General features: G+C 59.0%; 26 protein-coding genes and 1 pseudogene. 19 read left to right on the top strand and 8 right to left on the bottom strand.

What is annotated here, in order from left to right; translation table 11 throughout:
- Positions 1-8 precede the first annotated feature (8 nt).
- Positions 9-608 (top strand): TetR/AcrR family transcriptional regulator, encoded by a 600-nt coding sequence (locus ACYZT4_RS03985; RefSeq protein WP_461985418.1) that lies wholly within the window; start codon positions 9-11, stop codon positions 606-608.
- Here ACYZT4_RS03985 and ACYZT4_RS03980 read toward each other — a convergent pair.
- On the bottom strand, positions 598-1,173 hold the full coding sequence (locus ACYZT4_RS03980; protein ID WP_461985416.1) for a TetR/AcrR family transcriptional regulator: 576 nt from the start codon (positions 1,171-1,173) through the stop codon (positions 598-600). The two genes, ACYZT4_RS03985 and ACYZT4_RS03980, sit on opposite strands and share 11 nt — an antisense overlap.
- A 104-nt stretch (positions 1,174-1,277) precedes the next feature.
- Here ACYZT4_RS03980 and ACYZT4_RS03975 point away from each other — a divergent pair, with 104 nt between their 5' ends.
- Entirely contained in the window at positions 1,278-2,159 is an 882-nt protein-coding gene (locus ACYZT4_RS03975) for an NmrA family NAD(P)-binding protein (protein ID WP_461985414.1), read from the top strand.
- A 346-nt stretch (positions 2,160-2,505) separates the two neighbouring features.
- Here the strand turns inward: ACYZT4_RS03975 and ACYZT4_RS03970 are convergent, their stop codons facing one another.
- Positions 2,506-2,847, bottom strand: coding sequence for a hypothetical protein (locus ACYZT4_RS03970; RefSeq protein WP_461985413.1), 342 nt, complete (start codon positions 2,845-2,847; stop codon positions 2,506-2,508).
- A 165-nt stretch (positions 2,848-3,012) separates the two neighbouring features.
- Here ACYZT4_RS03970 and ACYZT4_RS03965 point away from each other — a divergent pair, with 165 nt between their 5' ends.
- The 3 genes from ACYZT4_RS03965 (at position 3,013) to ACYZT4_RS03955 (ending at position 4,811) form a co-directional block, all read left to right on the top strand.
- The gene (locus ACYZT4_RS03965; protein WP_461985412.1) at positions 3,013-3,270 is read left to right on the top strand and encodes a hypothetical protein; all 258 of its coding nucleotides are present in this window, start codon (positions 3,013-3,015) and stop codon (positions 3,268-3,270) included.
- 84 nt (positions 3,271-3,354) lie between these two features.
- Positions 3,355-4,194 carry a glutathione-dependent disulfide-bond oxidoreductase gene (yghU, locus tag ACYZT4_RS03960; RefSeq protein WP_461985410.1) on the top strand — a complete coding sequence of 280 codons (840 nt, stop codon included), beginning with the start codon at positions 3,355-3,357 and terminating at the stop codon, positions 4,192-4,194.
- A gap of 164 nt (positions 4,195-4,358) precedes the next feature.
- Entirely contained in the window at positions 4,359-4,811 is a 453-nt protein-coding gene (locus ACYZT4_RS03955) for a hypothetical protein (RefSeq protein WP_461985408.1), read from the top strand.
- 63 nt (positions 4,812-4,874) lie between these two features.
- Here the strand turns inward: ACYZT4_RS03955 and ACYZT4_RS03950 are convergent, their stop codons facing one another.
- Positions 4,875-5,654, bottom strand: a complete 780-nt coding sequence (locus ACYZT4_RS03950) for an SDR family NAD(P)-dependent oxidoreductase (RefSeq protein WP_461985407.1) — start codon at positions 5,652-5,654, stop codon at positions 4,875-4,877.
- Between the two features lie 198 nt (positions 5,655-5,852).
- Here ACYZT4_RS03950 and ACYZT4_RS03945 point away from each other — a divergent pair, with 198 nt between their 5' ends.
- Positions 5,853-6,152 carry a hypothetical protein gene (locus ACYZT4_RS03945; protein ID WP_461985405.1) on the top strand — a complete coding sequence of 100 codons (300 nt, stop codon included), beginning with the start codon at positions 5,853-5,855 and terminating at the stop codon, positions 6,150-6,152.
- Positions 6,153-6,293: 141 nt separating this feature from the next.
- Complete coding sequence (locus tag ACYZT4_RS03940) at positions 6,294-8,420, top strand: TonB-dependent receptor family protein (RefSeq protein ID WP_461985403.1); 2,127 nt, start codon at positions 6,294-6,296, stop codon at positions 8,418-8,420.
- A 29-nt stretch (positions 8,421-8,449) separates the two neighbouring features.
- Here ACYZT4_RS03940 and ACYZT4_RS03935 read toward each other — a convergent pair whose 3' ends face one another.
- The 3 genes from ACYZT4_RS03935 to ACYZT4_RS03925 are packed head-to-tail and all read right to left on the bottom strand — an operon-like array spanning position 8,450 to position 11,388.
- Positions 8,450-9,472, bottom strand: coding sequence for a sensor histidine kinase (locus ACYZT4_RS03935; RefSeq protein WP_461985401.1), 1,023 nt, complete (start codon positions 9,470-9,472; stop codon positions 8,450-8,452).
- 9 nt (positions 9,473-9,481) lie between these two features.
- Positions 9,482-10,957, bottom strand: coding sequence for an ATPase domain-containing protein (locus tag ACYZT4_RS03930; RefSeq protein WP_461985399.1), 1,476 nt, complete (start codon positions 10,955-10,957; stop codon positions 9,482-9,484).
- Complete coding sequence (locus ACYZT4_RS03925; protein WP_461985397.1) at positions 10,954-11,388, bottom strand: hypothetical protein; 435 nt, start codon at positions 11,386-11,388, stop codon at positions 10,954-10,956. Before ACYZT4_RS03925 ends, ACYZT4_RS03930 begins: the two co-directional genes overlap by 4 nt.
- Positions 11,389-11,656: 268 nt before the next feature.
- Between ACYZT4_RS03925 and ACYZT4_RS03920 the strand changes: the two genes are divergently transcribed.
- A complete protein-coding gene (locus tag ACYZT4_RS03920; RefSeq protein ID WP_461985396.1) occupies positions 11,657-12,994 on the top strand; it encodes an MFS transporter in 1,338 nt (445 codons plus the stop codon).
- Positions 12,995-13,019: 25 nt separating this feature from the next.
- On the opposite strand, the gene ACYZT4_RS03915 is transcribed toward ACYZT4_RS03920, so the two are convergent.
- Positions 13,020-13,499 carry a VOC family protein gene (locus tag ACYZT4_RS03915; RefSeq protein WP_461985395.1) on the bottom strand — a complete coding sequence of 160 codons (480 nt, stop codon included), beginning with the start codon at positions 13,497-13,499 and terminating at the stop codon, positions 13,020-13,022.
- 320 nt (positions 13,500-13,819) lie between these two features.
- Between ACYZT4_RS03915 and ACYZT4_RS03910 the strand changes: the two genes are divergently transcribed.
- Positions 13,820-14,668 carry a hypothetical protein gene (locus ACYZT4_RS03910; RefSeq protein WP_461985393.1) on the top strand — a complete coding sequence of 283 codons (849 nt, stop codon included), beginning with the start codon at positions 13,820-13,822 and terminating at the stop codon, positions 14,666-14,668.
- A 143-nt stretch (positions 14,669-14,811) separates the two neighbouring features.
- Here the strand turns inward: ACYZT4_RS03910 and ACYZT4_RS03905 are convergent, their stop codons facing one another.
- On the bottom strand, positions 14,812-15,204 hold the full coding sequence (locus tag ACYZT4_RS03905) for a GFA family protein (RefSeq protein WP_461985392.1): 393 nt from the start codon (positions 15,202-15,204) through the stop codon (positions 14,812-14,814).
- Positions 15,205-15,335: 131 nt separating this feature from the next.
- Between ACYZT4_RS03905 and ACYZT4_RS03900 the strand changes: the two genes are divergently transcribed.
- The 10 genes and pseudogenes from ACYZT4_RS03900 (at position 15,336) to ACYZT4_RS03855 (ending at position 25,938) form a co-directional block, all read left to right on the top strand.
- Positions 15,336-15,740: an antitoxin Xre-like helix-turn-helix domain-containing protein gene (locus ACYZT4_RS03900; RefSeq protein ID WP_461985390.1), complete on the top strand. Its 405-nt coding sequence runs from the start codon at positions 15,336-15,338 to the stop codon at positions 15,738-15,740.
- Positions 15,734-16,426 carry an RES family NAD+ phosphorylase gene (locus tag ACYZT4_RS03895; protein ID WP_461985388.1) on the top strand — a complete coding sequence of 231 codons (693 nt, stop codon included), beginning with the start codon at positions 15,734-15,736 and terminating at the stop codon, positions 16,424-16,426. Before ACYZT4_RS03900 ends, ACYZT4_RS03895 begins: the two co-directional genes overlap by 7 nt.
- A 138-nt stretch (positions 16,427-16,564) precedes the next feature.
- A pseudogene (locus tag ACYZT4_RS03890) lies at positions 16,565-16,924 on the top strand (hypothetical protein); the annotation flags it as partial.
- A 238-nt stretch (positions 16,925-17,162) separates the two neighbouring features.
- Positions 17,163-19,232, top strand: a complete 2,070-nt coding sequence (locus tag ACYZT4_RS03885; RefSeq protein WP_461985386.1) for a type VI secretion system Vgr family protein — start codon at positions 17,163-17,165, stop codon at positions 19,230-19,232.
- On the top strand, positions 19,229-20,062 hold the full coding sequence (locus tag ACYZT4_RS03880) for a DUF4123 domain-containing protein (protein ID WP_461985384.1): 834 nt from the start codon (positions 19,229-19,231) through the stop codon (positions 20,060-20,062). Before ACYZT4_RS03885 ends, ACYZT4_RS03880 begins: the two co-directional genes overlap by 4 nt.
- Complete coding sequence (locus ACYZT4_RS03875) at positions 20,059-23,346, top strand: toxin VasX (RefSeq protein ID WP_461985382.1); 3,288 nt, start codon at positions 20,059-20,061, stop codon at positions 23,344-23,346. Before ACYZT4_RS03880 ends, ACYZT4_RS03875 begins: the two co-directional genes overlap by 4 nt.
- The gene (locus ACYZT4_RS03870) at positions 23,343-24,293 is read left to right on the top strand and encodes a hypothetical protein (protein WP_461985380.1); all 951 of its coding nucleotides are present in this window, start codon (positions 23,343-23,345) and stop codon (positions 24,291-24,293) included. Before ACYZT4_RS03875 ends, ACYZT4_RS03870 begins: the two co-directional genes overlap by 4 nt.
- A gap of 35 nt (positions 24,294-24,328) precedes the next feature.
- Complete coding sequence (locus ACYZT4_RS03865; protein ID WP_461985379.1) at positions 24,329-24,502, top strand: hypothetical protein; 174 nt, start codon at positions 24,329-24,331, stop codon at positions 24,500-24,502.
- On the top strand, positions 24,499-25,410 hold the full coding sequence (locus tag ACYZT4_RS03860) for a hypothetical protein (RefSeq protein ID WP_461985377.1): 912 nt from the start codon (positions 24,499-24,501) through the stop codon (positions 25,408-25,410). The genes ACYZT4_RS03865 and ACYZT4_RS03860 overlap by 4 nt, the downstream gene beginning before the upstream one ends.
- A gap of 258 nt (positions 25,411-25,668) precedes the next feature.
- Positions 25,669-25,938: a hypothetical protein gene (locus tag ACYZT4_RS03855; protein ID WP_461985375.1), complete on the top strand. Its 270-nt coding sequence runs from the start codon at positions 25,669-25,671 to the stop codon at positions 25,936-25,938.
- The last annotated feature ends 56 nt before the right edge of the window (positions 25,939-25,994 follow it).

The raw sequence follows: 25,994 nt of genomic DNA, 5'->3' as shown, positions 1-25,994 counted from the left end.
GTCGCAGCGTGAAGGTTTCAAAAGAGCAAAACGCCTTTAACCGCGAGGCGCTTGTCGCTGCGGCGTCGAGCCTGTTCCAGCAGCAGGGTTTCGCCGCTACCGGGGTCGCGCAGATCAGTGAAGAAGCCGGGCTGACGCAGGGTGGGTTCTACGGCCACTTCAAATCCAAAAGCTTGTTAACCGAGGCCGCGTGCCGCCAATCGATGACCAACGGTCACGATTCCTGGCGAGCGATGATGGGCTCGGCGGCCAACGATCTGGAGACGCTGATCGACGCCTATGTTTCGCCGGAGCATGTAGAGGCCGTTGCTGAGGGGTGTCCGATGGCGGCGTATACCTGCGAGATCAAAAGCCAGGATGACGCCGTAAAGGCGACTTTCACCCACGGCTTCGAGGCCATGGTCGGCATCCTCCAGGGAGTGCTCGCCGGGGATCTTGCAGACGAAGACGCGCGTCGCAATGCGCTGTTTTTCATGTGTAGCATGGTCGGCGGTGTTGCCATGGCGCGGGCGACCAAAGCGACCGATCCGCTGCTGGCGCATGAGATGATCGCGGCGACCAGAGTAAGCCTGAAAGCCGTCGCCAGTTCGGTGCGCCTCAAGCCTTAGCCACTTCAGGCTCAGTCAAATGGTCGAGGGCTGTCTGCAAAATCTCGATCGAAAGCGCCGGGCGCGAGACCATTCTCGATAAGGTAAGCGCCCCCATCATCGTGCACATCGCAACGACAGACTGAGCACGTGCGGACTCGCTTCCCCCAGGTTCAGATTGGGCGGCCAACCATTCAAAGACCTTTTCCAGGCCAAGGGTCGCCACTTCCCTGACCGGCTCATTGCTGCGAACCAACTCACTGCCCAACGCCGCATAAGGACAGCCTATACCCAGCGAATCCCTGTGATTGGCAGAAAGGTACAACCGCACCGCCGCATCAAATCCCCCAACGTCCGCGACCTCCTCCAACTCCGCTACCAGCGCGTCAACCGCCACGCCGCACGCTTCGGCCAGCACCTGATCTTTCGATTCGAAGTGACGATAAAACCCGCCGTGGGTCAGGCCCGCCGCCGCCATGAGACCCGCAAGACCGGTGCCGCCTGCGCCGTGCCGACGAAACTCGACGCTGGCGGCCTCAACGATTCGCTGCCGGGTTTCGCTGGTTTCCTGCCGTGATTTGCGCATTGAAAAATCCTGATCAATGGTGTTTGACTTAGATGCTACTCAACATCTATATTTATGACGAGCGTAATATTTAACCTTTCGCACCACAACTCGAGGCCACCAAAATGACGCAAGCCACCATTCTCGTAACGGGCGCTACCGGTTACACCGGTCGTAAAACCATCGAAATCCTCACCGCCAAAGGTGTTCCGGTCAGGGCGTTGGTGCACAAGGAAGATGAGCGCTCGGCAGAGCTTCGCGCCATGGGCGCCGAGGTTGTGCTGGGTGATCTGCTGGACCTGAACGCCGTACGCAACGCACTCGAAGGTATTCGCACTGCCTACTTCGTTTACCCGATTGCTCCGGGCCTGATTGATGCCACTGCGCGCTTCGCACAAGCGGCGAAAGAAGCGGGCGTCGAAGCCGTCGTCAACATGTCGCAGATTTCCGCGCGACGTGAAGCCAAAAGCAATGCGGCACTCGATCACTGGACCGCGGAGCGCGTCTTCGATTGGTCAGGTCTGGCGATGACTCACCTGCGCCCAACCTACTTTGCGCAATGGCTGATCTACCCGCATTTCCGCTCGCACATCCTCGAAAAAGGCGAGATTCGCCTGCCGTTCGGTGAAGGCCGCCACGCCCCTATCGCTGCCGAGGATCAGGCCCGTCTGATTGCCACAATTCTTGAAAATCCGACACCGCACAAAGGCCAGACCTACACGCTGCACGGTCCCACCGAGCTGAACCAGCAGGGTGTCGCCGACGCTATCGGCGAAGTGCTTGGCCGCACGATCACCTATCAGCCAATCAGCCCTGAAGAATACAAACACGAACTGCTTGAAGCCGGCCTGCCTGCTTTCGTCGTGCAACACCTCGTTGAAGTCGCCCTGGATTACCAACATGGCGTGTTCGAAGGCGAAGACACGATCATCCGCGACGTTACCGGTGAAGCGCCGATGACCGTACAAGCGTTCGTCACCCTTCATAAAGCCTTGTTCGATGCGTGAAGCCGACAAACCTCCCCTGCTCCCGTTTAATCTGGCTCAAGACCTTGTAGTTCCAGTGTCTCCATCCATCACGGGTGAATCATCATGATCGGTTCAAAGCTCGGCAAACGCGCCGGCATGCCGGGCATCTCCGACCTGGCGGCAATGAAGGTGGCAATCGATGGGTATTCCCGAGGCGTTGCCCGAAAATTGGCCGATCGTCATGTCACGGTCAATGTGGTGCACGCAACACCAGATGTTGATTCGCAGACAAAAAAACCCCGCAACCCAATGGGCTGCGGGGCAAAAAATTGGTTGGTTGCGGCCAACCAAAGGAGCTCGGTGAAAAAATCGTTACGGGCCGGGGTCAGATGCAGTCCTGTGCGGCGCGTTCAAAACTCGAAGGCAGGAAGTTCGAGGCCAGCAAATGGCGCTCGTAGATGAACACCTTGCCACCGTTTCCAGCCTTGTAGGCTTCCAGCACGTTGTCCGCCGACACCTTGCTCGGCACCACGATCCGGTAGCTGCGCTGGGTCTGCGAGACCGTCGGGTTCAACGCGCTGCCCTGCAATTTCGGCACGACGCACTCGGCGTATTGGGCAGGGGTTTTACTGGTTTGCAAGGTCAGGGTCGGGTCGTTCGGTGCGCAAGCACAGCCAGCGATCAACAAAGCGCCAAACGCCATGGCAGGCAAAAATAAAGAGCGCATCGGTCTCATCCTGAAAATCAATCTCTGTTCGATGGAGGCTATTTTCCGGCTATAGCGCGCAAAGGAGAACTTGCGTTTCGTGATGGTCACTATTACTTCTAGCGATAGTGATGCGCTGCGCAGTCGGGTGCACACTTGATCACGACCTTACATGAGGACATTGGCTTGAGAACTTTTGACCTGATCCGCGATGCTGTTTTGCCCGAGTTCCGTGACCGGGTTGCCGAGTACCTGGTGCAATACGAAACCGTGCTGCTGGCCATAGAGTCGCCCGACCCGGAGTTGACGCAGGCCACCGCCAATCAGTTGCGCGGTTACTTGCGCGGGTTGAACACCACGCGAGTGTTGGGCATGGCGGATTGGGAGGAACTGGATCGGCGGGTGCTTGATACGTGGTTGCAGTGCCTGAGGCAGGGGCAGTGAAATCGCATTCGCAACCGCCCTAAAATGGTAGCTTGAGGTCCGCGAATCACGTGCCCACCGCCAACCGTCTATGAGGTCCCTTCCGTGAGCAAAGCGTCTTATATTCCTCCCAAGGTCTGGAAAAACAACGCCCCGTCTGGCGGCCAGTTCGCCAGCATCAACCGCCCGACTGCCGGCCCGACCCACGACAAGGCCTTGCCGGTCGGCGAGCATCCGCTGCAACTTTATTCGCTGGCCACGCCCAACGGCGTGAAGGTCACCCTACTGCTGGAGGAATTGCTGGCGCTGGGGCATGCCGACGCCGAATACGACGCCTGGCTGATCCGCATCAACGAAGGTGACCAGTTCTCCAGTGGTTTTGTCGAGATCAACCCGAACTCGAAAATTCCCGCGCTGCTGGACCGCAGTATCGAACCGCCGATTCGCGTGTTCGAGTCCGGTTCGATCCTGTTGTACCTCGCGGAAAAATTCGGCGCTTTGCTGCCCACCGATCCAGCAGGCCGCACCGAAACCCTGAACTGGCTGTTCTGGCAAATGGGTGCGGCGCCCTACCTGGGCGGCGGCTTCGGGCATTTCTACGCGTACGCGCCGGATAAACTCGAATACCCGATCAACCGCTTTACCATGGAAGCCAAGCGTCAACTGGATGTGCTCGACCGGCGCCTGAGCGAAAGTCCGTACCTGGCCGGTGACGCCTACACCATCGCCGACATCGCGGTCTGGCCCTGGTATGGCCAGTTGGTGCGGGACAAGGTGTATTCGGCGGCGGAGTTTCTTTCCGCCCACGAGTACACCCATGTGCAGCGCTGGGCAGAGGACATCGCCAATCGGCCTGCGGTGATTCGTGGACAGCGGGTCAACCGGACGTGGGGGGATGAGGCGAGCCAGGTGCCGGGACGGCATCAGGCGGATGATCTGAGCTGAAGCGTTTGATCGGTTTACCCTGGCGATCAGGGTGGGCCGACTTGCTCAGGCAACGAGCAGGCGCATATCGCTTCGAGAATTGCGCACAAGCGTCGCCAGGGAAGCGATTAATGGCCTATACCGAATAATCTCCCATCGTGGTTATTCAATACAGGATGTTCGCCATGAAGCTCATCCATTCACTTGCCGTCCTCATGATCACTGCCAATATCGTTGGCTGCACCGTACCTAAAACCCGCGGAGCGTCCGTTCCTCTGGTCGCCACCAAGCAGAACGCCGGTCAGATCGGCAATGTCACCCTGGCAAACTGGGGTAAAAAAACCGGCTTGAGTTTCTTCATCAGCGGCGCGCCCAGCGGAACCGTCCTGCCGTTGCGCCTCTACACCTTCATCCATAAAGGCAGCTGCCAGCAACCGGGACCCGTTGCCTACGCGATGAATGATCTGGTGAACACCGAACGCCAGGCCGTACGTGGCTGGTCTTTCTCAAGAAGCGCACCCGTCGAACTGCCCGTGCTGCTCGCCAGTGAACACTCCATCGTGGTGCGCACTGCTCCGGATAGCGGGAACGTGGATATATTTTGTGGGGAGATCAGGCGGGCGGATATGGCGAAATAGCTGGGCTGTTTCCAAACGGTGCCACAGACCTAAAGGAAATCAGAGACTTAAACCCCTCGGCCCTCAACGGGGGCGTTTGTTCTCAGAGAGGCAGTTGCCACCGTCGACCACAAGAAGCTCGCCCGTAATATAGCTGGACTCCGGAGAAGCAAGAAAGGCTACCGCGGCAGCGACCTCCTCTGGTCTACCGGCACGCCCGACTGGAACATACTGCGCGGCAGTCATTTCCTCAACTGTGCTGGATTGCGTCGCGATCCACCCTGGGGCAACAGCGTTCACGGTGATGCCGTATGGCGCGACTTCCAGCGCCAAACTCATGTTCATCCCCACAATCCCGGCTTTCGCCGCCGCATAGGCTGCCTCACCAGGGTTGCTGACGCGGGTGCCCGTCGTAGAACTGATATGGACGATGCGTCCGTAACGACGATTCTGCATCCCCGGCAACACTGAGCGGGTCAACAAAAATGCAGTGGTCAGATTACGGGCAATAGAGGTGTTCCAGACATCGACGCTCATAGTGGCCACGTCGGAGAACACCTCGGCTTCACCCTGAATCGCCATACCCGCGTTGTTCACGAGCACATCGATTCGCCCCCATAACGACTCAGACCATTTCACCAGTTCGACGACCTGAGCTGGCTGAGTGAGATCTGCAGCGCGACCTTCCACCGTATAACCTGCCGCGCTCAGTTGTGCGACACGATCATGGATGCGGGCACTGCTGCCGGTGATGATCAGCTTTGCACCTGAGTCACCAAGCCGCCTCGCGATGGCGAGACCAATCCCATGTTCGCTGCCAGCTCCACTGACCAATGCAACCTGACCACTCAAGTTTTTAAACATGCACTGCTCCATAGGGATACACAGGAAATACTGTCTGACATTAGAGGATAGACGGCGCCCGCCTGCATCGATCCGCTAATGATGTGAGCGTTTCATCACCCGCATCGACGCGCGAATCTCGACATCAACCTGCAGGCTATTCTTATCAGGGTACGACCTCACTCAAGCCGCCAGCCTCCTCCTATAGGGGTAAACGCGATGACCGGAAATACCGTGCGCCAATGCTCCTCATGGGCCATGTTCTTCCTGCTTGCCGGTAATCTGGCAATGACCGCAGGATGTTCAAGTAAAACAGCCACGGCTCGCTATGCGTCCTCCAGCGTCGGCTCAAGCTGCTATGCCAAAGCGCTCCCCTCCACCGGCGAAGGGGGTCTCGCCTGGGGAGACACCCTGAACATGGCGCGGCAGAAATCCATGAACAATTGCATTCGCTACGCCGGTAGATCCGGTGGCACGCCGGATACCTGCCAGGTGGTATTGGCCGAGTGCAGGCATTAAACGACGCACCACTGGTAGCAGCCGGACGCAGGCTTCGCCAGCTGTTACAGACTGAGTGTTGAAAATTCTCATGTGTTTACTTCGTCCCTCTTAACGTCGCAGTTCTTCACTGCCCGTCCCTGCACGTCTGGAGTTCACTCAATGCCCTTGCCCAAATCCCTGCCCACTGCATTGCTGGGGCTGGCGCTTGCCTGTCCGGCCATGGCCGAAACCCAAGGTCTGGAGCTGGGGCAAGTGCTGATTCAGGCTGAAGAGCAAAGCGACGAAGACCGCAACATCGAGGACGCCAAGGCCCGGCTGGCCGAAGTACCTGGCGGCACCAATGTGGTCGATATGCGCCGTCCTTTGCAGGGCCGCGTTTCGAGCAATCAGGAGGTACTGGCGTATCAACCGGGGGTGTATGCGCAGTCGGCGGGCAACGAAGGGGTGAAGATCTCGATCCGCGGCTCGGGGATTAATCGCGCGCCGGGCGCCCATGCCTCGGGGTTGTATGCCATGCTCGACGGTCTGCCGCTGACCGGTCCGGGCGGCACGCCCTATGAATTGCTGGAGCCGCTGTGGCTCGACCACGTGGAAGTGCTGCGCGGCGCCAACGGTTTCGACCGTGGCGCGCTGGCCCTGGGCGGCGCCATTGATTACGTCAGCCACACCGGCTACGACGCGCCGCTGTTGCAGGTGCGCTACGCCACGGGAAGCCACGGTTATCAGCAGCGCCAGGTCAGCTCCGGGCAGGTGCTGGGGAATTTCGATTACTACGTAGCCACGACCGACGCGCGGGCGGATGGCTATCAGGATCACACCGCCAGCGAGAGTCAGGGCGTCATCGCCAATTTTGGTTATCGCTTCAATCCGAACCTGGAAACGCGTTTCTACCTGCGCTACCGCCAGACCGACAACGACCTTGCCGGACGCGTGACCAAACACTCCATCGAGCACGATTCACGCGCAGCCAACCCGGCTTACGTGACGCGGGACGACCGCCGCGAACAACCGGGCAGCACCTTCCTCGGCAACAAGACCACGTACTACATCGATGACGATTCGAGCATCCAGACCGGGCTGGTCTATCACGACTATCCGATGGACTTGCGCGAGGGGCTCAACCGCTTGAAGGTGGCGTATACGGACGTCAGCGGCACGTTTGACTACAAGCGTCGCGACACGCTCTGGGGCCTGGAAAGTAAAAGCACGCTGGGCCTGCGAGTGACCAAGCACCTGCCCAATGCCGGCGCCAGCGAACTGGTGCGTATTCCTTCCGGCAACACCGCCGGCTACGCGCCGGGCACGCACATGCGCAACTTCACTTATCAGGGCTCGGACAGCGTTTTGCATCTGGGCAATGACCTGGAAATCGCCGACGACCTGTGGCTGACCACCGGCCTCGCCGCAATTTACACACGCCGCGAAAGCGCGGTCACCTTTCCGCAAAATGGTGGCAAGACCAGCCTCAGCGACTGGGATTACGCACCGCGCCTGGGCCTGCGCTACCAACTCACCCCAGATGTGCAACTGTTCGGCAATCTCAGCCGCTCGGTCGAAGCGCCCCACCCGTGGTCGCTGATCTACAGCTCGAACATTCGCTTTCCGGCAGGCAGCGGCGCCGCCACGGGCGCCCAGCGCGATCCGATAAAGCTGCGAAACCAGACTGCGACCACCCTGGAAATCGGCGGTCGCGGCGACAGCACGATGGGCCAGTGGAGCCTGGCCTGGTACTACGCTCAGGTACGACACGAATTGCTCTCGGTATTGCCAGATGCCAACGCCGTGACGCCCTACGAACTCAACGCCAGCCCCACCGTGCACCAGGGCGTGGAAGCAAGCCTGCTGAGTACACTCTGGTCGTCGGACGCTGGCGGCCAACTGCACTTGCGCCAAAGCTACACCTTCAGTGACTTCCATTACCGCGACGACGACCGCTTCGGCGACAACCGCTTGCCGGGCCTGCCGATGCATTTCTACCAGGGCGAATTGCGTTACGACTGGCCACAAGGATTCTTCGCCGCGCTGAATACGCAGTGGGCGTCCAAAGTGGCGGTGGATTACGCCAACAGTTATTACGCCGATCCCTATGCCATTTTCGGCGCGACGCTGGGTTTCAACGCACCGAAGGACGACTGGCAGACCTGGCTGGACGTGCGCAACCTGACGGACAAGCACTACGCCGCCACCGTCACGCCGGGTTACGACGACAAAGGGCTGGACGTCGCTCGGTCAACGCCGGGCGAGGGTCTGGCGGCGTATGTCGGGGTGTCGTGGAGTCTGCGCTGATGCCGCAGAGCCGTTAACGACTCAACCACTCAACAACCCAACAATGGCAACGTCACCACAAACTCACTCCCCATCCCGCTGCCTTCGCTGGCGGCGGTGACCTTGCCGCCGTGGGCTTCGACCAGCTCGCGAACGACGGTCAGGCCAATGCCCAGGCCAGACCCGTTGAACCCGATGGCGTGCTCGTCTTGAACGTAAGGGTCAAAAATGAACGGCAGTGCCTTGGCCGAAACGCCGATGCCATTGTCGGAAATACTGATCCGTAAAACATCGGCCTCGACCGTTAAAGACAGTTCGATTCTGCCGTCGATCGGCGTGTACTTGGCCGCATTGGCCAGCAGATTATTGAGAATCTGGGCGAGGCGTCCCGGGTCACCATCGACCATCAAGACACCCTCAGGAAGGTGGGCATCGAATTGCTGCTTCTGCGCATTCATCACCGGGCTACAGGCATCGATGGCGCTGTTCAGAATTTGAATCATGTCGACTTCGCGGCGATCGATGCGCAACTTGCCTGTACTGGCGCGGGAGACGTCGAGCAGATCGTCTACCAACTGTGAAATATGCTGCACCTGACTTTCGATCAACTCACGCATCCGCGGCAGTTGGTCGCTGGGCAGCCGAACCATACGCTCGGCCATCATGCTGATTGGTGTCAGCGGGTTGCGCAATTCATGGGCGACCATCGCCAGCACGCTTTTCTGCTGACTCAGTGCATGCTCGGCCGTCGCCTGAAGGTCCTGAGCGCTGAGTGCGGCCATGACCAACTGCGCATTCGCTTCGCGCAACTCCTGATACAACTGCTGCTCCTCCAGACGCGGGGGAGCGACAGCGTCTGATTGCGCCAAGAGTATCGCCAGCACCAATTGTTGATTGGCCTCGATCACCTGCTCGACTTGCTGGGTATCCACCAGCCGACTGCTGGCGTCGTTCAGCTGTTTTTGCAGCGCGGCCAAAACCGTGCGTGCTTCCACGGTTTTCTGGCCAAGCAGGAAGAGTTCGTGAGCGGCATTGGCCCTCTCGCGCTCGGTCTTGTCACCCTCTTTACTCATGAGTCGGGCTCAAACATTTTTATCTCCTTGGAGTGCTGCTCCTGAGCGCTGTCGGGTCGGTCGACCACCGAGCAGCCCCTCCTGTTCCGGCAACATTTCACCGATGTGCAGGCCACTGTCGTCAATGGTGTACTGGCGTAACTCATCAGAATGCGCACTGGCCCGGACCTTGACCACCGCCATGATGCGCAACAACCGGCTCTCGACTTCAATATAGCGCTGGACGATGATCGCATCGGTCAGAAACGCCGTGCCGTAAGGACTGAAGCGTAAATCGGTATAGCGATCTTCCAGCTCCGAGGTCATCAACACACTGACCCCGGAGTTGGTCAACGCCGTGACCATGCGCGACAACGACTCACGGAAGTCTTCGCGGAAGGTCGGCGCCACTGCCAGTTCAAAGCCTGACAGTGAATCAATGACCACGCGGGTGGCTTTCAGCCGGGTGATCTCGCCGAGCAGCAGTTGGACAATTTCGTCGATCGACAGATCTGGCGCGCGACTGTCCACCAGACCGACCTGACCGCTCGCAATCAAGCCCGACAGGGTGGCGTTCTGCGAATGATTGGGCCGCTGTTCGAATACCGCGATCACGCCGGTTTCGCCGTTGCGCGCGCCCTCAGCGAGGAAAGTCGCCGCCAGGATGCTCTTGCCCGACCCCGAAGGCCCGGCCACCAGCAACGAATAGCCCAGGGGCAAGCCCCCGCCGAGCATCTCGTCGAGCCGCGCAACCCCCATGTTCAAGCGCTTGATCGGCGATTCCAACGGCGCATCAACCGGGCTGGCTATAACGGGTGCAAAAACCTTGATCCCGGACGTCGCAATGCGAAAGGTGTGCAACCCCGGCAACGTCGGTTGGCCGCGCATTTTCATGATTTCCAGCTTGCGCACCATGGAGTTGCGCTGAACACTTTGACGCAACCAGATCAGGCCATCGGCCACGGTGAAAATCGGGTTGGTGTCGGTTTCAGTGAAGTACTCGCCGATCAGAAACGTCGTCGCCTGCCAGGTCGTCATCAACATGCCCAGTTGCTGAACGAATTGCGGCAGATTGTTGTTCGGATTGTCCTGCGTCTGACTGGCCAGCACCACGGAGCGGAACGAATCGACAAACACCAGCGCCGGCGAGTGCGTTTCGACTTCGCTGACGATGCGCCGCAGCACCTCGTCCAGGTCCCCGGCCAAGGTGTCTTCGGCCAGGTTGATATAACGGATCGACTGGTTGATCGCTTCGCTGTCGAAAAAGTCGAATTGCTGCTGATAACGCAGCATCTTCAGCGGCGGTTCACCGAGCACGGTAAAGAACAGCGCCGGGCGCTCGGGCGTCGCCAGGGCGAACATCATCTGGTGCGCCAGCGTGGTCTTGCCGCAACCCGGCGGGCCGGCGATCAGGTTGAACGAAAACTCCGGCAATCCTCCGCCCAGCACCTCGTCCAGTCCTGGCACGCCGGTGGCCAGGCGGTTGATAGTCACTTTGGTGCTCATGGCGAATTTTCCTGCGAGGGGGTGTCGCTCAAAGAAGGTTCCCACACGCCACGAAGCAAACGTGCGGTGAGCGAGGGCCCGATCAGCGTGGTCAGAAGCTCGTAGAGAGTAGTCAGCAACACTTCACCGAAAAACAGCGCTTCGGTGTCTTGCTGCTCGACGAGTACGGATTTGAGGGCAATCAGGTCCATCGCGGCCGGCACACTGTCATAGGTGCCGGCCAGGCGCGGATGGGTGGAAACGCACAGATGCAGACTGCGCCGGTAAAGCGCGACAACCCCTTGCTGGCCGATAATGGGCGTCAGGGCTGCGTCCATAGCCTGCAATATCGCAACAATCGCCTCGGCAATGTTTGCAGTGTCAGCATGGGGACCAACACGGTGCGCCAGAGAAGCTACGATCCGGCGGCTCTCTTCGCTAAGCGTGGACATGGCTGACTGATATCTGATGAGCAGACCTTGATGGTACACCCTCAGGCCAACTATAGAGCCCCTTAAAGACGCCGCACTGCAATTGAGCCGTTGATGAGGGAACGTCAGGCCCGCCTCCAACGTGGTTTGGGTGAGTGATTGGGGCGGTTTGCCCGCTTCTTGCAGTTTTTCAGTCGGTCCTGACTATGCCGACGACACTTTTGAACTGAGACGTTTCAGCCACTGCCGCGATAATCGAAGGCTAATGGATGAAATATCGAGGTTCAGCATGACTAGCGCCGCTACCAAGCAGGTCAGCCCGAAAACCCTGAGAAAAGTGATTGTCGCCGCCGGCATCGGCAACTTCGTCGAGTGGTTTGACTTTGCCGTCTACGGCTTCCTGGCAACGACCATCGCGCAGCAGTTTTTCCCCAGTGGCGATGCCAGCGTCGCATTGCTGAAAACGTTCGCGGTGTTCGCTGTGGCCTTTGCGTTTCGGCCTCTGGGCGGGATTTTCTTCGGCATGCTCGGCGACCGAATTGGGCGCAAGCGCACGCTGGCGATGACTATCCTGCTGATGGCCGGCGCGACGACCCTGATCGGCTTGTTGCCGACGTATGCGGCGATTGGCGTCATGGCCCCCGTACTTCTGAGCCTGATCCGCTGCGCCCAGGGTTTTTCTGCCGGGGGCGAATACGCCGGTGCCTGCGCCTATCTGATGGAACATGCGCCCAGCGATAAACGGGCCTGGTATGGCAGTTTCATTCCGGTGTCGACCTTTGCCGCGTTTGCCGCAGCCGCGGTGGTGGCTTACGCACTTGAAGCGTTACTGTCGGCCGAAGCCATGGGCAGTTGGGGCTGGCGCCTGCCGTTCCTGATTGCCGCGCCGTTGGGCTTGGTGGGTCTGTACTTGCGTTGGAGGCTGGATGAGACCCCTGCGTTTCAGGCCGTGACGGAGCAACAGGCTGTGGCACACTCCCCGCTCAAGGACACCTTGCGCAACCATGGCGCAGCAATCTGCTGCCTGGGGGCGTTCATTTCGCTGACGGCTTTGTCGTTCTACATGTTCACCACTTACTTCGCGACCTACTTGCAGGTCGCGGGAGGACTGAGTCGCGCTACGGCATTGCTGGTGTCGCTGATTGCACTGATCTTCGCCGCATTGATGTGCCCCCTGGCCGGGTTGTTTTCGGACCGGGTCGGGCGTCGGAAAACCGTGGTGACCGCCTGCGCGCTGTTGATCGTGGCGGTGTATCCGTCGTTCCTGATGGCCAGTTCCGGCTCGTTCGCGGCGTCCATCGTCGGCGTCATGCTCCTGGCGATTGGCGCGGTGTTGTGTAACGTGGTGACCGCTGCGTTGCTCTCGGAAACCTTCCCCACCCGCACGCGCTACACCGCGTCGGCCATCACCTACAACATGGCCTACACCCTGTTCGGCGGCACTGCACCGCTGATGGCGACCTGGCTGATCAGCACAACCGGGAGCAACCTCTCGCCGGCGTTTTATCTGATTGCCATTGCGATGCTCGCGTTGGTCGGCGGTTTGGCGTTGCCCGAGACGTCGAGGATTTCCCTGCATGATGTTGCGTCGAGTAAGAAGAACGCAGAAGTGCCTGCAGTAGTCTGAGGGGGAAATTCACCCTCTTGGCTGGCTAACCCTTCAGCGCCGCTTCAATCGTCGCGATGTCGATCTTGCCCATTTTCATCATCGCTTCGAACGCACGCTTGGCCGCCGCGGGATCGGGATCGGTGATCGCCGCCATCAGCATGCGCGGGGTGATCTGCCACGACAGCCCCCACTTGTCCCGGCACCAACTGCAGACGCTTTCCTCACCGCCGTTGCTGACAATCGCGTTCCACAGGCGATCGGTTTCGGCCTGGTCGTCGGTCGCCACCTGGAACGAGAACGCCTGGCTGTGCTGGGTCCCGGACCCGCCGTTCAACCCGAGACACGGGATGCCCATCACCGTGAACTCGACCGTCAGCACATCGCCCTGCTTGCCCGCGGGATAGTCGCCGGGGGCACGATGGACAGCGTTTACCGCGCTGTCGGGAAACGTTTCGGCATAGAACGTTGCGGCGTCCAGCGCAGTGCCGTCATACCAAAGGCAAATCGTGTTTTTGCTGGCCATTCTGGTTCTCCAAAAAATGCGGCTGACTGGTTAAACCGTAACGCGACCTGTAGCGGCTGGCGAAGCCTGCGTCGGCTGCTACAAGGAGCGCGTGGGACACGGCTGATCATTGATTCTAGCTGCCCAGCGTGGCTTCAGTTCTGCGTCTGCTGCCCGCCGCTCGGTAGCACACCCTTGAGCTTCATGAAACTTCGTTGATTCAGCCTATGTTTACGTCCGCCGATACCCAGGTATGAATGATACGTTCACAAATACCGCGTATCTTGCCCGACACAAAGCGTCTCAACGCGGCCACCGGCCTCCTTCGCCAAGGAAGAACCATGATCATTGCTTCAACTTCAACCAATGCGGCGATGTCTGCCTATACGTCTGCCGTCGATGCGAAGGCGGCGGCCGATGCCCAACAGCGCGTGGCTCAGGATGACCCGGCCAAGACGCCAAACGAGGATTCGGTGAGCCTGTCCAGTACGTCCACCGGCTACAGCAACTCGATTGCCGGCAATGCACCGTTTTTCCCTGTGCGTACGGGGATGAACGCCGATGCGCTCGTCCTCGGCGCCTCCAAGCCTGGCGCGATCTCCAGCTCCAAGGACAAAACCTTTGCCGAAGTGGCCACGGATGCCCGCAAGCGCATGGATGAAAAGTACGCGCTGATGAAAGCCAGCGGCAAACCCTACGCCGGCACCGACGAAGACCGTAACGGCCTGATGGGCGATCTGGACCGACGTTCGCTGAACGCCGTCGCCACCAATCAGGGCGGGTCTTTCAGCGCAGAGGAGCAAGCCTCGGCACAAGCCTTGATGCGCCAGCAGGGGCGCCTCGCGACCGGTTACTACAGTGGCCCGGCGGATCAGGAAAAAAACTGGAAAGACCCGTTTCTCAATGACCCGTTCGCTCGCGCCAGCGCTGCCCTGGATTTCATGGACAACATGAGCCCGGAAGAAAAAAACACGCCTGAATGGCTGTCGCAGCATCTGTCGCTGGAAGCGGCGTTGAATCAAAGCGGGAGCCTGGACCCTGCCGAAAAGGAGGCCGGGCATTTCCACAACCTGGCGGAAATCCTCGCGGGTATCGTCACGGACGGATCTGACAGCGAAAAATCCGATGCCGCCAAGAACGTTGATCCGAGTGTCGGGATTCTGAAAAAGCTGCAATCGCTGACGGCCTGACGAACGCGGACCCTGTGTGTCTGCTCGGTCGCATTCACGCTACAAAACCGGTAGGAGCCGGATTGCCGGCGATTGGGCCTTGAATATCGTGGTGATCGTTCGGGCCTCATCGCTGGCAAGCCAGACGCCTACAGGAGACGGGGCTACTCCTCCAAACGCCCTGGGCCCTCGCGGTCGTGTTCGTATCGTCTGATCAATGGAAACGGCGGTAACCATGACTCCCGCCGCGTGATCCAGCTTTCGTAGGTGGGCGTCAATTGGTCCGGCGCATCCAGTGATCCCAGGTTCACTTCGATTTCATCGTCGGTGCGGGCAAAAACCGAAGAGCCACATCGCGGACAGAAAAATCGCCCGGCGTAGTCGCGTGTTTCGCCCATTATCTTCACCGCACTGTCCGGAAATATCGCAGAAGCATGGAACAGCGCCCCATGATGTTTCCGGCAATCGAGGCAGTGGCAAAGCCCGACGCGGTAAGGTCGTCCCAACGCTTCAATTCGGACGTCGCCGCACAGGCAGCCACCGGTAAATCGTTCCATTCTGTGCCTCCGCTCAATCGTGCCGTCGTGGGACTTACAACGATAGCAGCCGCCGTCGGTCGCTATAATCTTGCGCTACAGATGCTTTTTACATATTTTTGCATCTACAGATTCAGCGCGAGGTATTCACCATGGCCACCGCCCTCCAGCAGCAAGCCTTCACCAAGAGTCAGTGCGTGACTGGCCTGCGGGCCGCTGTCGGCATCCTCGAAAAATGGCGGGCGTCCAGCGATCAGGCCTGCCAAATCCTGCGCATTTCCCGCAGCACCTACACCCGCGCGCGCCAGCATGATGCCGATTGGTCGGTGGCACTGGACGCCGACCAGATGCAGCGCATCAGTTTCGTCCTCAACATCCACGCCGCGCTGCGCCTGGTGTTCGATAACCCGGAAAACGTCTACGGCTTCCCGTCGATGGCCAACCACAACGAATTCTTCAACGGCCGCTCTCCCCTCGAAATCATGGCGCAGGGCGACATGATTTCCCTGTATGAAACTTTCCGCCGCATCGACGTGCTGCGAGGCGCCCAATGGTAAACCCGGGCGAACTGGCAGAACTGACCGGTGAGCGATTGCAGGCCTATCGATTGGTCAACTCCAAGTTTCCACCGGTAGCACTGTTTGATGACGTGGCGGATGCGGACGCGTTCGAGGTGCTGTACCAGATACAGGAACTCACCAACCCCCGACTGAACAATGAACTGGGTCGCCTCGAGTTGATTCGCCGCAGCGAAATTCCTTTCGGCATCCCCGGTTGCTCCTACGCGACAGCACCGTTTACCCACGTCAACCCGGCCGGCTCACGCTTCAGCGATGGGCGGTTTGGTGTGTTGTACCTGGCAGACACGCCGGAAACGGCGCTCGCCGAAGTGAAACATCACCAGAGCCTGTACTGGTCCAACGTGCCAAGCCTCAACTACGAGCGGTTTGTTTTCCGGGGGTTGGCCTGCTCTTTTGTGGAAGTCGGGATGAAAGACGCGACGTCCATTGCGATGACCGATCCTGTTTACGATCCCGACGACTACACCGACGCCCGACGATTGGGATTGTTGATCAAAGAAGCGGGATGCCCGGGGCTTCGATATCACTCTGTGCGGATGCCCGGCAGTCATTGTTGGGCGTTGATGACGCCAAAACCGGTTTTATCGGTGATTCAGTCGGCGCACTACGAAATGGTCTGGAATGGCCAGGTAACGAGCGTCAGCCAGATTCGTGAGGCTTGAATCTGTCGGGACAACGGGGCACATCATCCAGCCATTGCCGGCGTCGATAGTCACCATCAACCCAATGAAGTTCTCTTAAAAACTCCGGGGCGTAACATCGCATCCATACCAACCAATAACACCCCGGAGCACACCCTCATGAAACGCCAAATCATCCTCAGCATCGTTTTCTCGGTTTTTGCAGCCAACGCTTTCGCCGCGCCCCATGCCCGCACGATGATCGCTGAAGGCGGTTCGGACCGTTTGATTGAAAGCCGTGTGGCCGAAGGTGGTTCGGATCGTCTGCAAGAACGTCGCGTTGCCGAAGGTGGTTCGGATCGTCTGCAAGAACGTCGCGTTGCCGAAGGTGGTTCGGATCGTCTGCAAGAACGTCGCGTTGCCGAAGGTGGTTCGGATCGTCTGCAAGAACGTCGCGTTGCCGAAGGTGGTTCGGATCGTCTGCAAGAACGTCGTGTTGCCGAAGGTGGTTCGGATCGTCTGATCGAAAGCCGTGCAGCATGAATGAATAGCTGCACCGTACGACTCGACAAAAAGCCCGGCCTGACCCGCCGGGCTTTTTCGTGCACGGTCGTTTGTGATGCCTTTGATTGACGACAACCCTTCATTGGGAAGCGTCCTTCCGTGTTTAAAGACCCTTCCTACATAACCCGAAGCACCCCGCTGGTAGTGTGCGCGCCAATTCACAGGTGCACGGACCATGGACGGTTTGCACATCACGCTTCTTAAGGATAAGCGTATGTCCCGATCGGCCAACACCGCGCAATTCGCGCTGCACATTCCTTCTGTCAGACACGATTTCAAGGTGCTCGCCTTCGACGGTGTCGAGGCCATCAGCGCTTTATATGCGATCAAGGTCGAACTGGTCAGCGAGCACCCGGATTTCGATCTGGAGAGCCTGCTCAGCCAACCGGCATTTTTGCAGTTCGGGCATAACGGCGAAGGTCTTCATGGGCATATCGAAGACGTCCGCACGGGTGAACCCGGCAAACGCCTGACCCGTTATCACCTGAAGCTCGTACCGAGGTTGCATTACCTGCAGTTCAGCTACGATCAGCGGATTTTCCAGAACCTGACGGCGCCGCAGGTCATCGCTCAGGTGCTCAAAGGTCACGGCATTCAGGCCGATACCTTTGCCTTCCATGTCAGCACCAGCCCCGAGCGCGAATACTGCACGCAATACGGGGAAAGCGATTTCGAGTTCATCCAGCGCCTGTGCGCCGAGGATGGCATCGCGTGGCATCACCAGCATTCGCCGCAAGGGCATGTGCTGGTGTTCACCGACGATCAGACCTGGTTTCCAAAACTGGGCGCAACCCCCTATCTACAACCTTCCGGCATGGTCGCGGAGCACCCGGTGGTCCGCCAGTTCTCCACGGGTTTCAGCAGCCGCACCAGCACCGTCACGCGCCGGCACTACGACTTCCGGCGCCCTAGCCTGCTGCTGGAAAGCCGCTTCGCCGCCGAATTCACACCAGAACTTGAAGACTATCGCTACCCCGCATTGATCGAGAACGAACAGCTCGGCAAGCAACTCGCTCGTCAAGCGCTGGAGCGCCACCGTGTTGATTACCAGTTGGTCGAGGGTGAGAGTGATCAACCGTGTTTGCGCAGTGGTCATTTCTTTGACTTGGCCGAACATCCGCGCAAAGGCTGCAACGATTTATGGCTGTTGCTCAACGTGACACACACGGGAAAACAGCCACAGGCACTGGAAGAAGCCATCACCCACGACATCCAGCCTGAAGACGGCTTTACCCAGGGCTATCGCAACCGTTTCAGCGCCATCCCGTGGGACGTGTTTTATCGACCGCCACTACGTAAAAGAAAAACCCTGCTGGTGAGCCAGACCGCCCGCGTGACCGGCCCTGCCAGTGAAGAGATTTACTGCGATGAATACGGTCGCGTGAAAGTCGAATTTCATTGGGACCGGGCCGAACACGATAATGAAAAAAGCAGCTGCTGGCTGCGGGTATCGAGCCACTGGGCGGGGCCACGTTTCGGCGCGGTGACCATTCCGCGTATCGGCATGGAAGTGGTCGTCACCTATCTGGACGGCAATCCCGACCACCCGCTGATCACCGGGTGCGTGCCGAACAAGGTCAATGCGGTTCCCTACCCATTGCCCGAAAACAAAACCAAAACCGTATTGCGCAGCCACAGCTCGCCGCACACCGGCGGCTACAACGAGCTGTCGATAGAAGATCGCGCCGGGCAGGAGCAAATCTACCTGCGCGCCGAGCGCGACCTCGAACAACTGATCCTCAACGACAGCGACAGCAAAATCGGCAACGACCGCCGTGAACAAATCACCCGCGACAGCCACAGCCTCATCAACAACGACCGTTTCGAACAGGTGGACCGTAACAGCGCCAGCCTGATCAAGGGCGACGAGTTGCACACCACCCAAGGTGCTCGCCACACCGTGATCGGCGGTAACGAGGTGATTTCCATCACCGGCAACAGCAGCCTGACAGCGCAAGGTGCGCTGGTGATTCAGGCCGGGCCGCATGCTCATGTCACGGCGAACAACGTGGTGGTCAAGGGTGGACAGAGTTTGACGTGGGAGTGTGGCGGTCACTTCATCGTCATTAATGCCAGCGGGATTTTCAGCAGCGTGGCCATTGTTGTGGGGGGTGCGCCCCTGGCCGGGATGGCTGCAGAGTTTGCCCGTTCATTGATCCCCGTAGCGCCACAAGCCCTGTTTGCACCCTCACTGGCCGCGCAAAAACTTGCATTGATCCAGGCGGCTGAGCTCGCTGCGCCGGTCTGTGCCGTGTGTGAAAAGCTGGCGGAGGTGTGGGCATGAATCAGGCTTATCTGCTGCTGGATCGCTCCCAGATCGGACATTTGCCTCAGCGCCTGTTTGAGCTGGGATGCCCAACCTATCAATCGCTCTACCTGGGGACCGCTTACAGCGCGCTGGAAGAGGTCGGGCCGGTGTTGGTGCCTGTCGCTCCCGACAGCCCGCTGGCCCAGACCTTTTTCAAGGAGTGGAGCGCTACGTGTGGCATCTGGCTTGAATCACAGGCACAGGAAGCTGTGGTGCTTGAGCATTTACGCAGCCTGATCCACGTTCGTGTTGAAGGAGACGTCACGGTCCTGTTCCGTTACCACGACCCGCGCATCACGGGATTGTGGCTGTCGCCATTGTCCGTCAGCGAGCGTGATCGTGTGATGGGGCCTGTGCGACGAGTCCGGCTCCCGACATTGGATATCGTTCAGGAACATCCGGATCAACCTTCTGCGGCGTATGCCCACGAGCCCTGGTTGTTCCTGTCCGCGCAGCAATTGGAGCACTTGGGCACCGCCCAGCGACAGCGCTTCGCTCGACAATTGATCGAACACGGCCAGCACTACTTTTGCGAATACCTGCAAGGGCTGGACGCGGTTGCACTGCAACAGTGGGCGTCGCACTGCCAGCACAGTGCCGCTCGTCACGGTTACAGCGCCATCGATGAAGTGCTGCTGTGGGCTCGCTTCCATGCTGTGCTGGGCAATGATTTCCCCGATGCCCCTGCTCACGCCGTTTACCGAAATATGTTGGCCGAGCCCGGTGTGTCGCCGGGGCAACGGCTGGACAACCTGAATGCCGAACTGACGCGTCAGCAGCTTACCGACAAGGAGTTCAGCGTATGAGCGCAAAACAACTGGCGATGATCGACCGGGCCGCTCAAGCCGAACGCGCCGCCAAGGCTCAGCCTCACCTCGATATCAACAACACGCTGGCGCCGTGCCCGGCCAGCCAGCCCGAGATTTTCGTGGTGCCCGTACGCTATGCCCTGGCTGAAGAAAAGGCCGGGCATCCGAGTTGCGTTCCCGGCATCACCACGCAAAGTCGACCCATGGCCGCACGGCGCTTACGTGCAGGGTTTGTCTATCTCTGGCAACACCCTGGCCCCCTTAAACGCTATGCCGTTTCGCCGAATGGCCTGCTCCAGGAGCAAGCACTGGAGGCTGAAGCGACCACGGTACTTGACGCCACGCTGACCGGGTTGGCGCTGGAAAAAATCCACGATGCCTGGATGCTCTACAGCGAGTTCCCGCTAAACCCCGAGCATTGCCAATCGTTGAGCGACCACAGCGCCAAGCGCCATGAACACATGCGTCATGTCGCCCTGCGTACCGTGGCCAACGAACTGCAAGCCGAGCATTGCCCGCCGCTGGAAAAAGCGGTTGAGGTCATGGCCGAGCTGATCCCCGACACCTTCGCCCGGGCCATGAAAGCCGACCTGCAACCCTGCGCCGAGGAGACTGGCGCGCTGGGCGAAATCGTGATGAAAGACCCGACGCCAGCCAACATCAAGGCCTACACCGACGCCATGCACCGCGCCCGCCAACGCGAAAAAGTCATCAGCCAACACCCCGAAGCCAGCGATCAAGCGCCAGGCGAATGGAGCGCCGAACCGTGGGATGGGCAAGGCACTCAGGATTGGCTGGACAGCGCCAAGGCCAACACCGAAGGCCTGTACGCCGTCTTCGCCTGCCTGGACGACGATCTGGGCGTACTGCGCGACATCAATCACGAACAGGAATGGCTGGAAGCGAGCCACGAACAATGGCTGGGCGAGAACAATCTGCGCTTGAGCATCGGCGGCTTCGTGCGCAGCCTGATCAGCGAAGACAGCGCCGAGCTGGCGGGATCCATCAGTTATCGCTACAAGGAGCGCGACATCGACCTCACGCCCGAGCAGGGCCAGATCATGCTTGACACCCAGCGTCGGCTGGACGAAGAACTCAGGGCCGAAACCCAGGCCCGTCAATACGGTGGGCAGCCCACTCAAGCTGAAGCCACCGCCCGCGATGCGCGGATTGCAGGCATCGTCGCGCCGGTGCGGGCGTTTATTCCGCCGGACTTGTACAACGAAACGGAATTCATCGTCCGTGAATACCGCGCGGAAAAACACGCCAACCTCAACAACCATGCGTTCAGTGCCAAGGTCGGTGAATACATCGACGTCGCTGCCATGAACACCTGGTTCGCGCAGACGGCCACCGCGCACTATCAGCACATCGAACAGCGGCACACCGCATTGTTTGCCGACCGGGGCGTGTACCTCGAGCGCTCGCGCAGCGGCACCTGGTTTGTCGATTACCACGACCTGGAGACGCGGCACTGGCTGACCGAACTGGCCACCGGCTGCCTGACCGCCCAATGCATCCGCGCCCAAGGCGCCGAGCAATATGCCGACTACGTACGCGCCGTGGACGGTGGCGCGCTGAAACACCTGTTCAACGCCTGGACGCCTTCAATCGATGCGGCACTCAACAGCACCTCTCGCCTGAACGAGCTGATGGCAGCGCTGGCCTCCGACAACATCAGCGCCACCCATCAGGCGCTGGCCCCCTTGAACGCCGCGGCCTTGAACGACATCGCAGCCATGGCCCGCGAGGCGAGCAGTGCATGGAGTGAATTGGTCAATCGGTTGGCGGCGGCGCTGTTGTTGCTCAGGAGCGACAACGGCTTCAGCCGGTCATGGATGGGAATCCTCATCGCTGCGCGCTTGGGCAATAGTGTGCGTCTGGAATCTGTGATCGAGGGCGGCCGGCCGGTGTGGAAGCTGCTGGGGAAGCTGGGCGAGGCACTGGCCCGTTGGGTGAGCGAAACAGGCAAGGCCATTGGCGCGGGGCGCGTCGGGCGAATTATCAACTCGCCCATGGTCACCAACAGCGGCGGCGTGGTGCCGTTGGCGGCGTTGTTGTTGAACGTGCTGAATGCGTACAACCATTTGAGCAGGGCCGGGGTGTTGGAGGGTATGGACAGCCGGCGCAGGAGTGAGACGGTTTCGGTGACTTTATATGCGGCGGTGGCGTTGGTGACGGTGGTTGATAACCAGGTGAGGAAGGGGTTTGGGGTCAGAGAAATGTCCATGCGGCTGCCTAATGGCAGGGTCGCAAGTACGTCGACGCTTACTTTGTTTGGTGGGGTCATTGGAACCCTTTCCTTTGGCGCAGCTATAAACGAATTCAAGTCCCTTCAAATACAACTTGAAAATGCCCAGAACCGAGTCGACCCATGGCTCGAAATGCGCCAAATAGTCGTAGGTGGTCAAGTAGCGGCGTTTGGCGCCCAGGCACTCTTAGGACTTTCCTACACTGCCCGCACCATTGCTGGCTCAATAACCGTCGAAGCGGCGATCCAGCGGTACGCGCTGTACATGGGGCCCTTGAATTGGATCATTCTCGGCTTAGGGGTTGTTCACCTGATTGCATGGTTCTTTGAGCGAACGCCGCTGCAAAACTTCCTGAACTATTGCTGCTGGTCGAAAGCCCGAGCGAGCGATCTGGCACCCATCGCGCCTAAAGCGCAGCTGGACGAGCTCGATCGGCTGTACTTCATTCTTTATGCGCCTCGAGTCCGCATGGAAAGCAGCTCGCAGGCGACTACCGGTCGCGGCCCTTCTGGCCTTGCATTTGAAAGCTCCATCACGGCCCTGACCATCGACTTGCCAGGTGCGGAGCCCGGCAGTGTCTACCTGGAACTGAGCATGATGGGGAACCCGGTCGACAGCAAAGCCAACATGCACCTGATCAAAAACAGCCCTACCCCCAATTTCAAGGCGCCCCGTCCATGGCGAGATATGACGCCGTACTGGCTGAACAGCAGCACCTGTCAGTGGATACCGTTTAAAGAGGGCCAGGGTTTACGCGTGACGGGGCCGTTTGAACCGGTGTGGAAAGTATTAGTCACGACTCCCAGCACCGTCTCCCTGCGTTTGCGCTATCGCACGCCACTCACCTCAATGCTTGGCGCGAGCACCTTCATCGGCGGTGAGCGAGGGCTTGCCTTTACCCTCAATCACGACACCGGCGTCATCGAACTGTGGGGTGATCCGACGCCTGAACTGGATCGTGTGCCGAACTATCCGCTGGGCGAGGATCACCCCGGCGCTATTTACCTGCAACCCAAGGACAAACGATGAGCACGCCACCGGCAGGCACCACGAAAAAACGGCTACTTTCGCGTAATGACTACTTGGCGCCGTTGCCGATTCCTACGGGTAGAAAACCTTCCGACGTGCTGAACATCATTTGGAGCAAGAACGAAGTGTTTTTGGATGTTGGGAACTACAGCATCGGTTCTGCGGTGATGGTTATGTGGCCGACGCTAATGGTGTTTTTACTTATGGGTTACATCACGCCTGAACCTGGAATGATTTGGGCTGGGGCATTAATCATTATCGGCGTCCCTTCAATAATTCTGATTCAAGGCCTATTCCGGGAAGCGCCACTACCCGTGCGCTTCAATCGCCAACGCCGAGAAGTTTGCGTGCCCCGCGACGGCGAATATTGGATCGTCCCATGGGAAAGCGTGACCGCCGCCGCCACCCAACAATCATCGGTAAGCCAGGGCGGCAGAAACACCATGGGTTTGTTAATCATCGGTTTCGAAAACCCTGACCCGCTGGCTGAGGAAGACAACAAGCATTTCTCACTGGGCTTCAACTGCGGCGGCGGCACCACCGCCATGGCGTTGTGGGAGTGCATGCGCAGTTACATGGAAATCGGGCCGGAGGCACTTCCCATCACAAATGACTTTGAAGGAGGGCGAGAAAAGCTGCGGGGCAGAAACGTCGTTTGGGGCATTTGCTGTGAATATCTAGATGGCATCAGGCAGTACCTGGTCGCCGGGGAAGTTGGCAAAGCGGTGTGGCTGGTATTTGGAGCAGTATTTCTGGGGGCACCGCTGGCAATGATGCTGGATGCCTGGAAGCTATCGCCGCCTCCCGATTTGCTCTATCCCGACATCATCGAATGGTCAAAACCATTGCCCCCGGAACAGTGGGCCAAACGCTCTCCTGAACTTGAAGCGGCCATCGCTAAGCGCGAAGCCGAACTCGCGGCTCAGGAAGAGCGAGCATCGGTTTGAGGGTGGGGATTCAACACGGTTTGGTGGTGGCGGCTGTGAGCCTTTCCTTCATCGGTGATGAGCGAGGACTCGCCTTTACCCTCAATCACGACACCGGCGTCATCGAACTGTGGGCTGACCCGACACCTGAACTGGACCTTGTGCCGAACTACCCGCTCGGCGAGGACCACCCCGGCGCAATTTACCTGCAACCCAAGGACAAACGATGAGCACGCCACCGGCAGGCACCACGAAAAAACGGCTACTTTCGCGTAATGACTACTTGGCGCCGTTGCCGATTCCCACGGGTAGAAAGCCTTCAGATGTGCTGAACATAATTTGGCGCAAGAACGATGTCTTTTTGGATGTTGGAAATTACAGCATTGGTTCTGCGGTGATGGTGATGTGGCCGATGGTGATGCTGTTCCTGGGGCTGGCCTATTTTTTTGAAGATCCTGATGCACTGATTTTGGGTGCTTGCATCATGGTCATCCCGATTGGCTTGGTGATCCAAGGGCTCTTTCGTGATGTGCCCCTCCCCGTGCGCTTCAATCGCCAGCGCAGAGAAGTCTGCGTCCCCCGCGACGGCGAATATTGGATCGTCCCTTGGGAGACCGTGACAGCCGCCGCTACCCAACACTCATCGGTAAGCCAGGGTGGAAAAAACACAATGGGCTTGTTGATCATTGGTTTTGAAAATCCTGACCCGCTGGCCGAGGAAGACAACAAGCATTTCTCACTGGGCTTCAACTGTGGCGGTGGCACCACGGCCATGGCGTTGTGGGAGTGCATGCGCAGCTACATGGAAATTGGGCCGGAGGCAGTCCCTGAAAGTCGCGTGGGCGTTGCGCCCTTCGAAGAAACACAAATAGGTTCGATCATCTCCGATTCGCGCAGAGGCAACCTGCCAGGTGTTATTTGGGGAATATTTTGCATTACGGTTTTGGGAACGTATGTGGCAGAAAAACTTCAGGACTTGAAGCTTTCTCATCCGCCCGAACTGCCCTACCCCGACATCATCGAATGGTCAAAACCATTGCCCTCGGAACAGTGGGCTAAACGCTCTCCCGAACTTGAAGCGGCCATCGCCAAACGCGAAGCCGAACTCGCGGGGCAGGAAGAGCAAGCATCGGTTTGATGGCCGGAACTCGACGCCGGTTGGCAGTGGCGCGACGCAATACTGTCTGAAACCTCACGTGCTGCGTCGTCAACTATGGCGGCGCTTTCGAGGGGTTCGCGTTAGCTCAATAGCTGTAGGAACGATCTGAAATTTCGCGCCTGGGTTCTCAACCGACCCGGCATCTGCCTATAGTTCCACCGTCGCTGCCAACGTGGCGACGGATCTTAGCCGGTCTTAATACAGATGAACCTCTCGAACGTATCCGGAGTTTTGACTATGGCTAAGTACCACCCGCTCCAAGGCAACTTCAGCGTCGGCCCCACCCTTTACATCGACACCGAAGCCCGCGCCGCCGACCTCCTCGAAACCGCCGTCCACCGCCTCAAAGCCGCGCGTAATCTGCTCAACAGCGTCACCTGCCTGTGCGTCAAAGAAGCCGAAGGTCACGACCTGGAGCATTTCGCCAATGCTGCCCATATGTTGGTCCAGGACGGCTGTGATGCCTTGGATGTGTTGGGCTGGACGCTGGAAAAAACAGCACGCTGATAATGAGAAAGCCGCGATGTTCGCGGCTTTTTCGTGCTCGGGATAAAAGCGCTACC

This window comes from Pseudomonas sp. GB2N2, from assembly GCF_054897705.1.
Note: the sequence above shows the minus strand (reverse complement) of the source record. Positions and strands in the feature narration are given on the sequence as shown.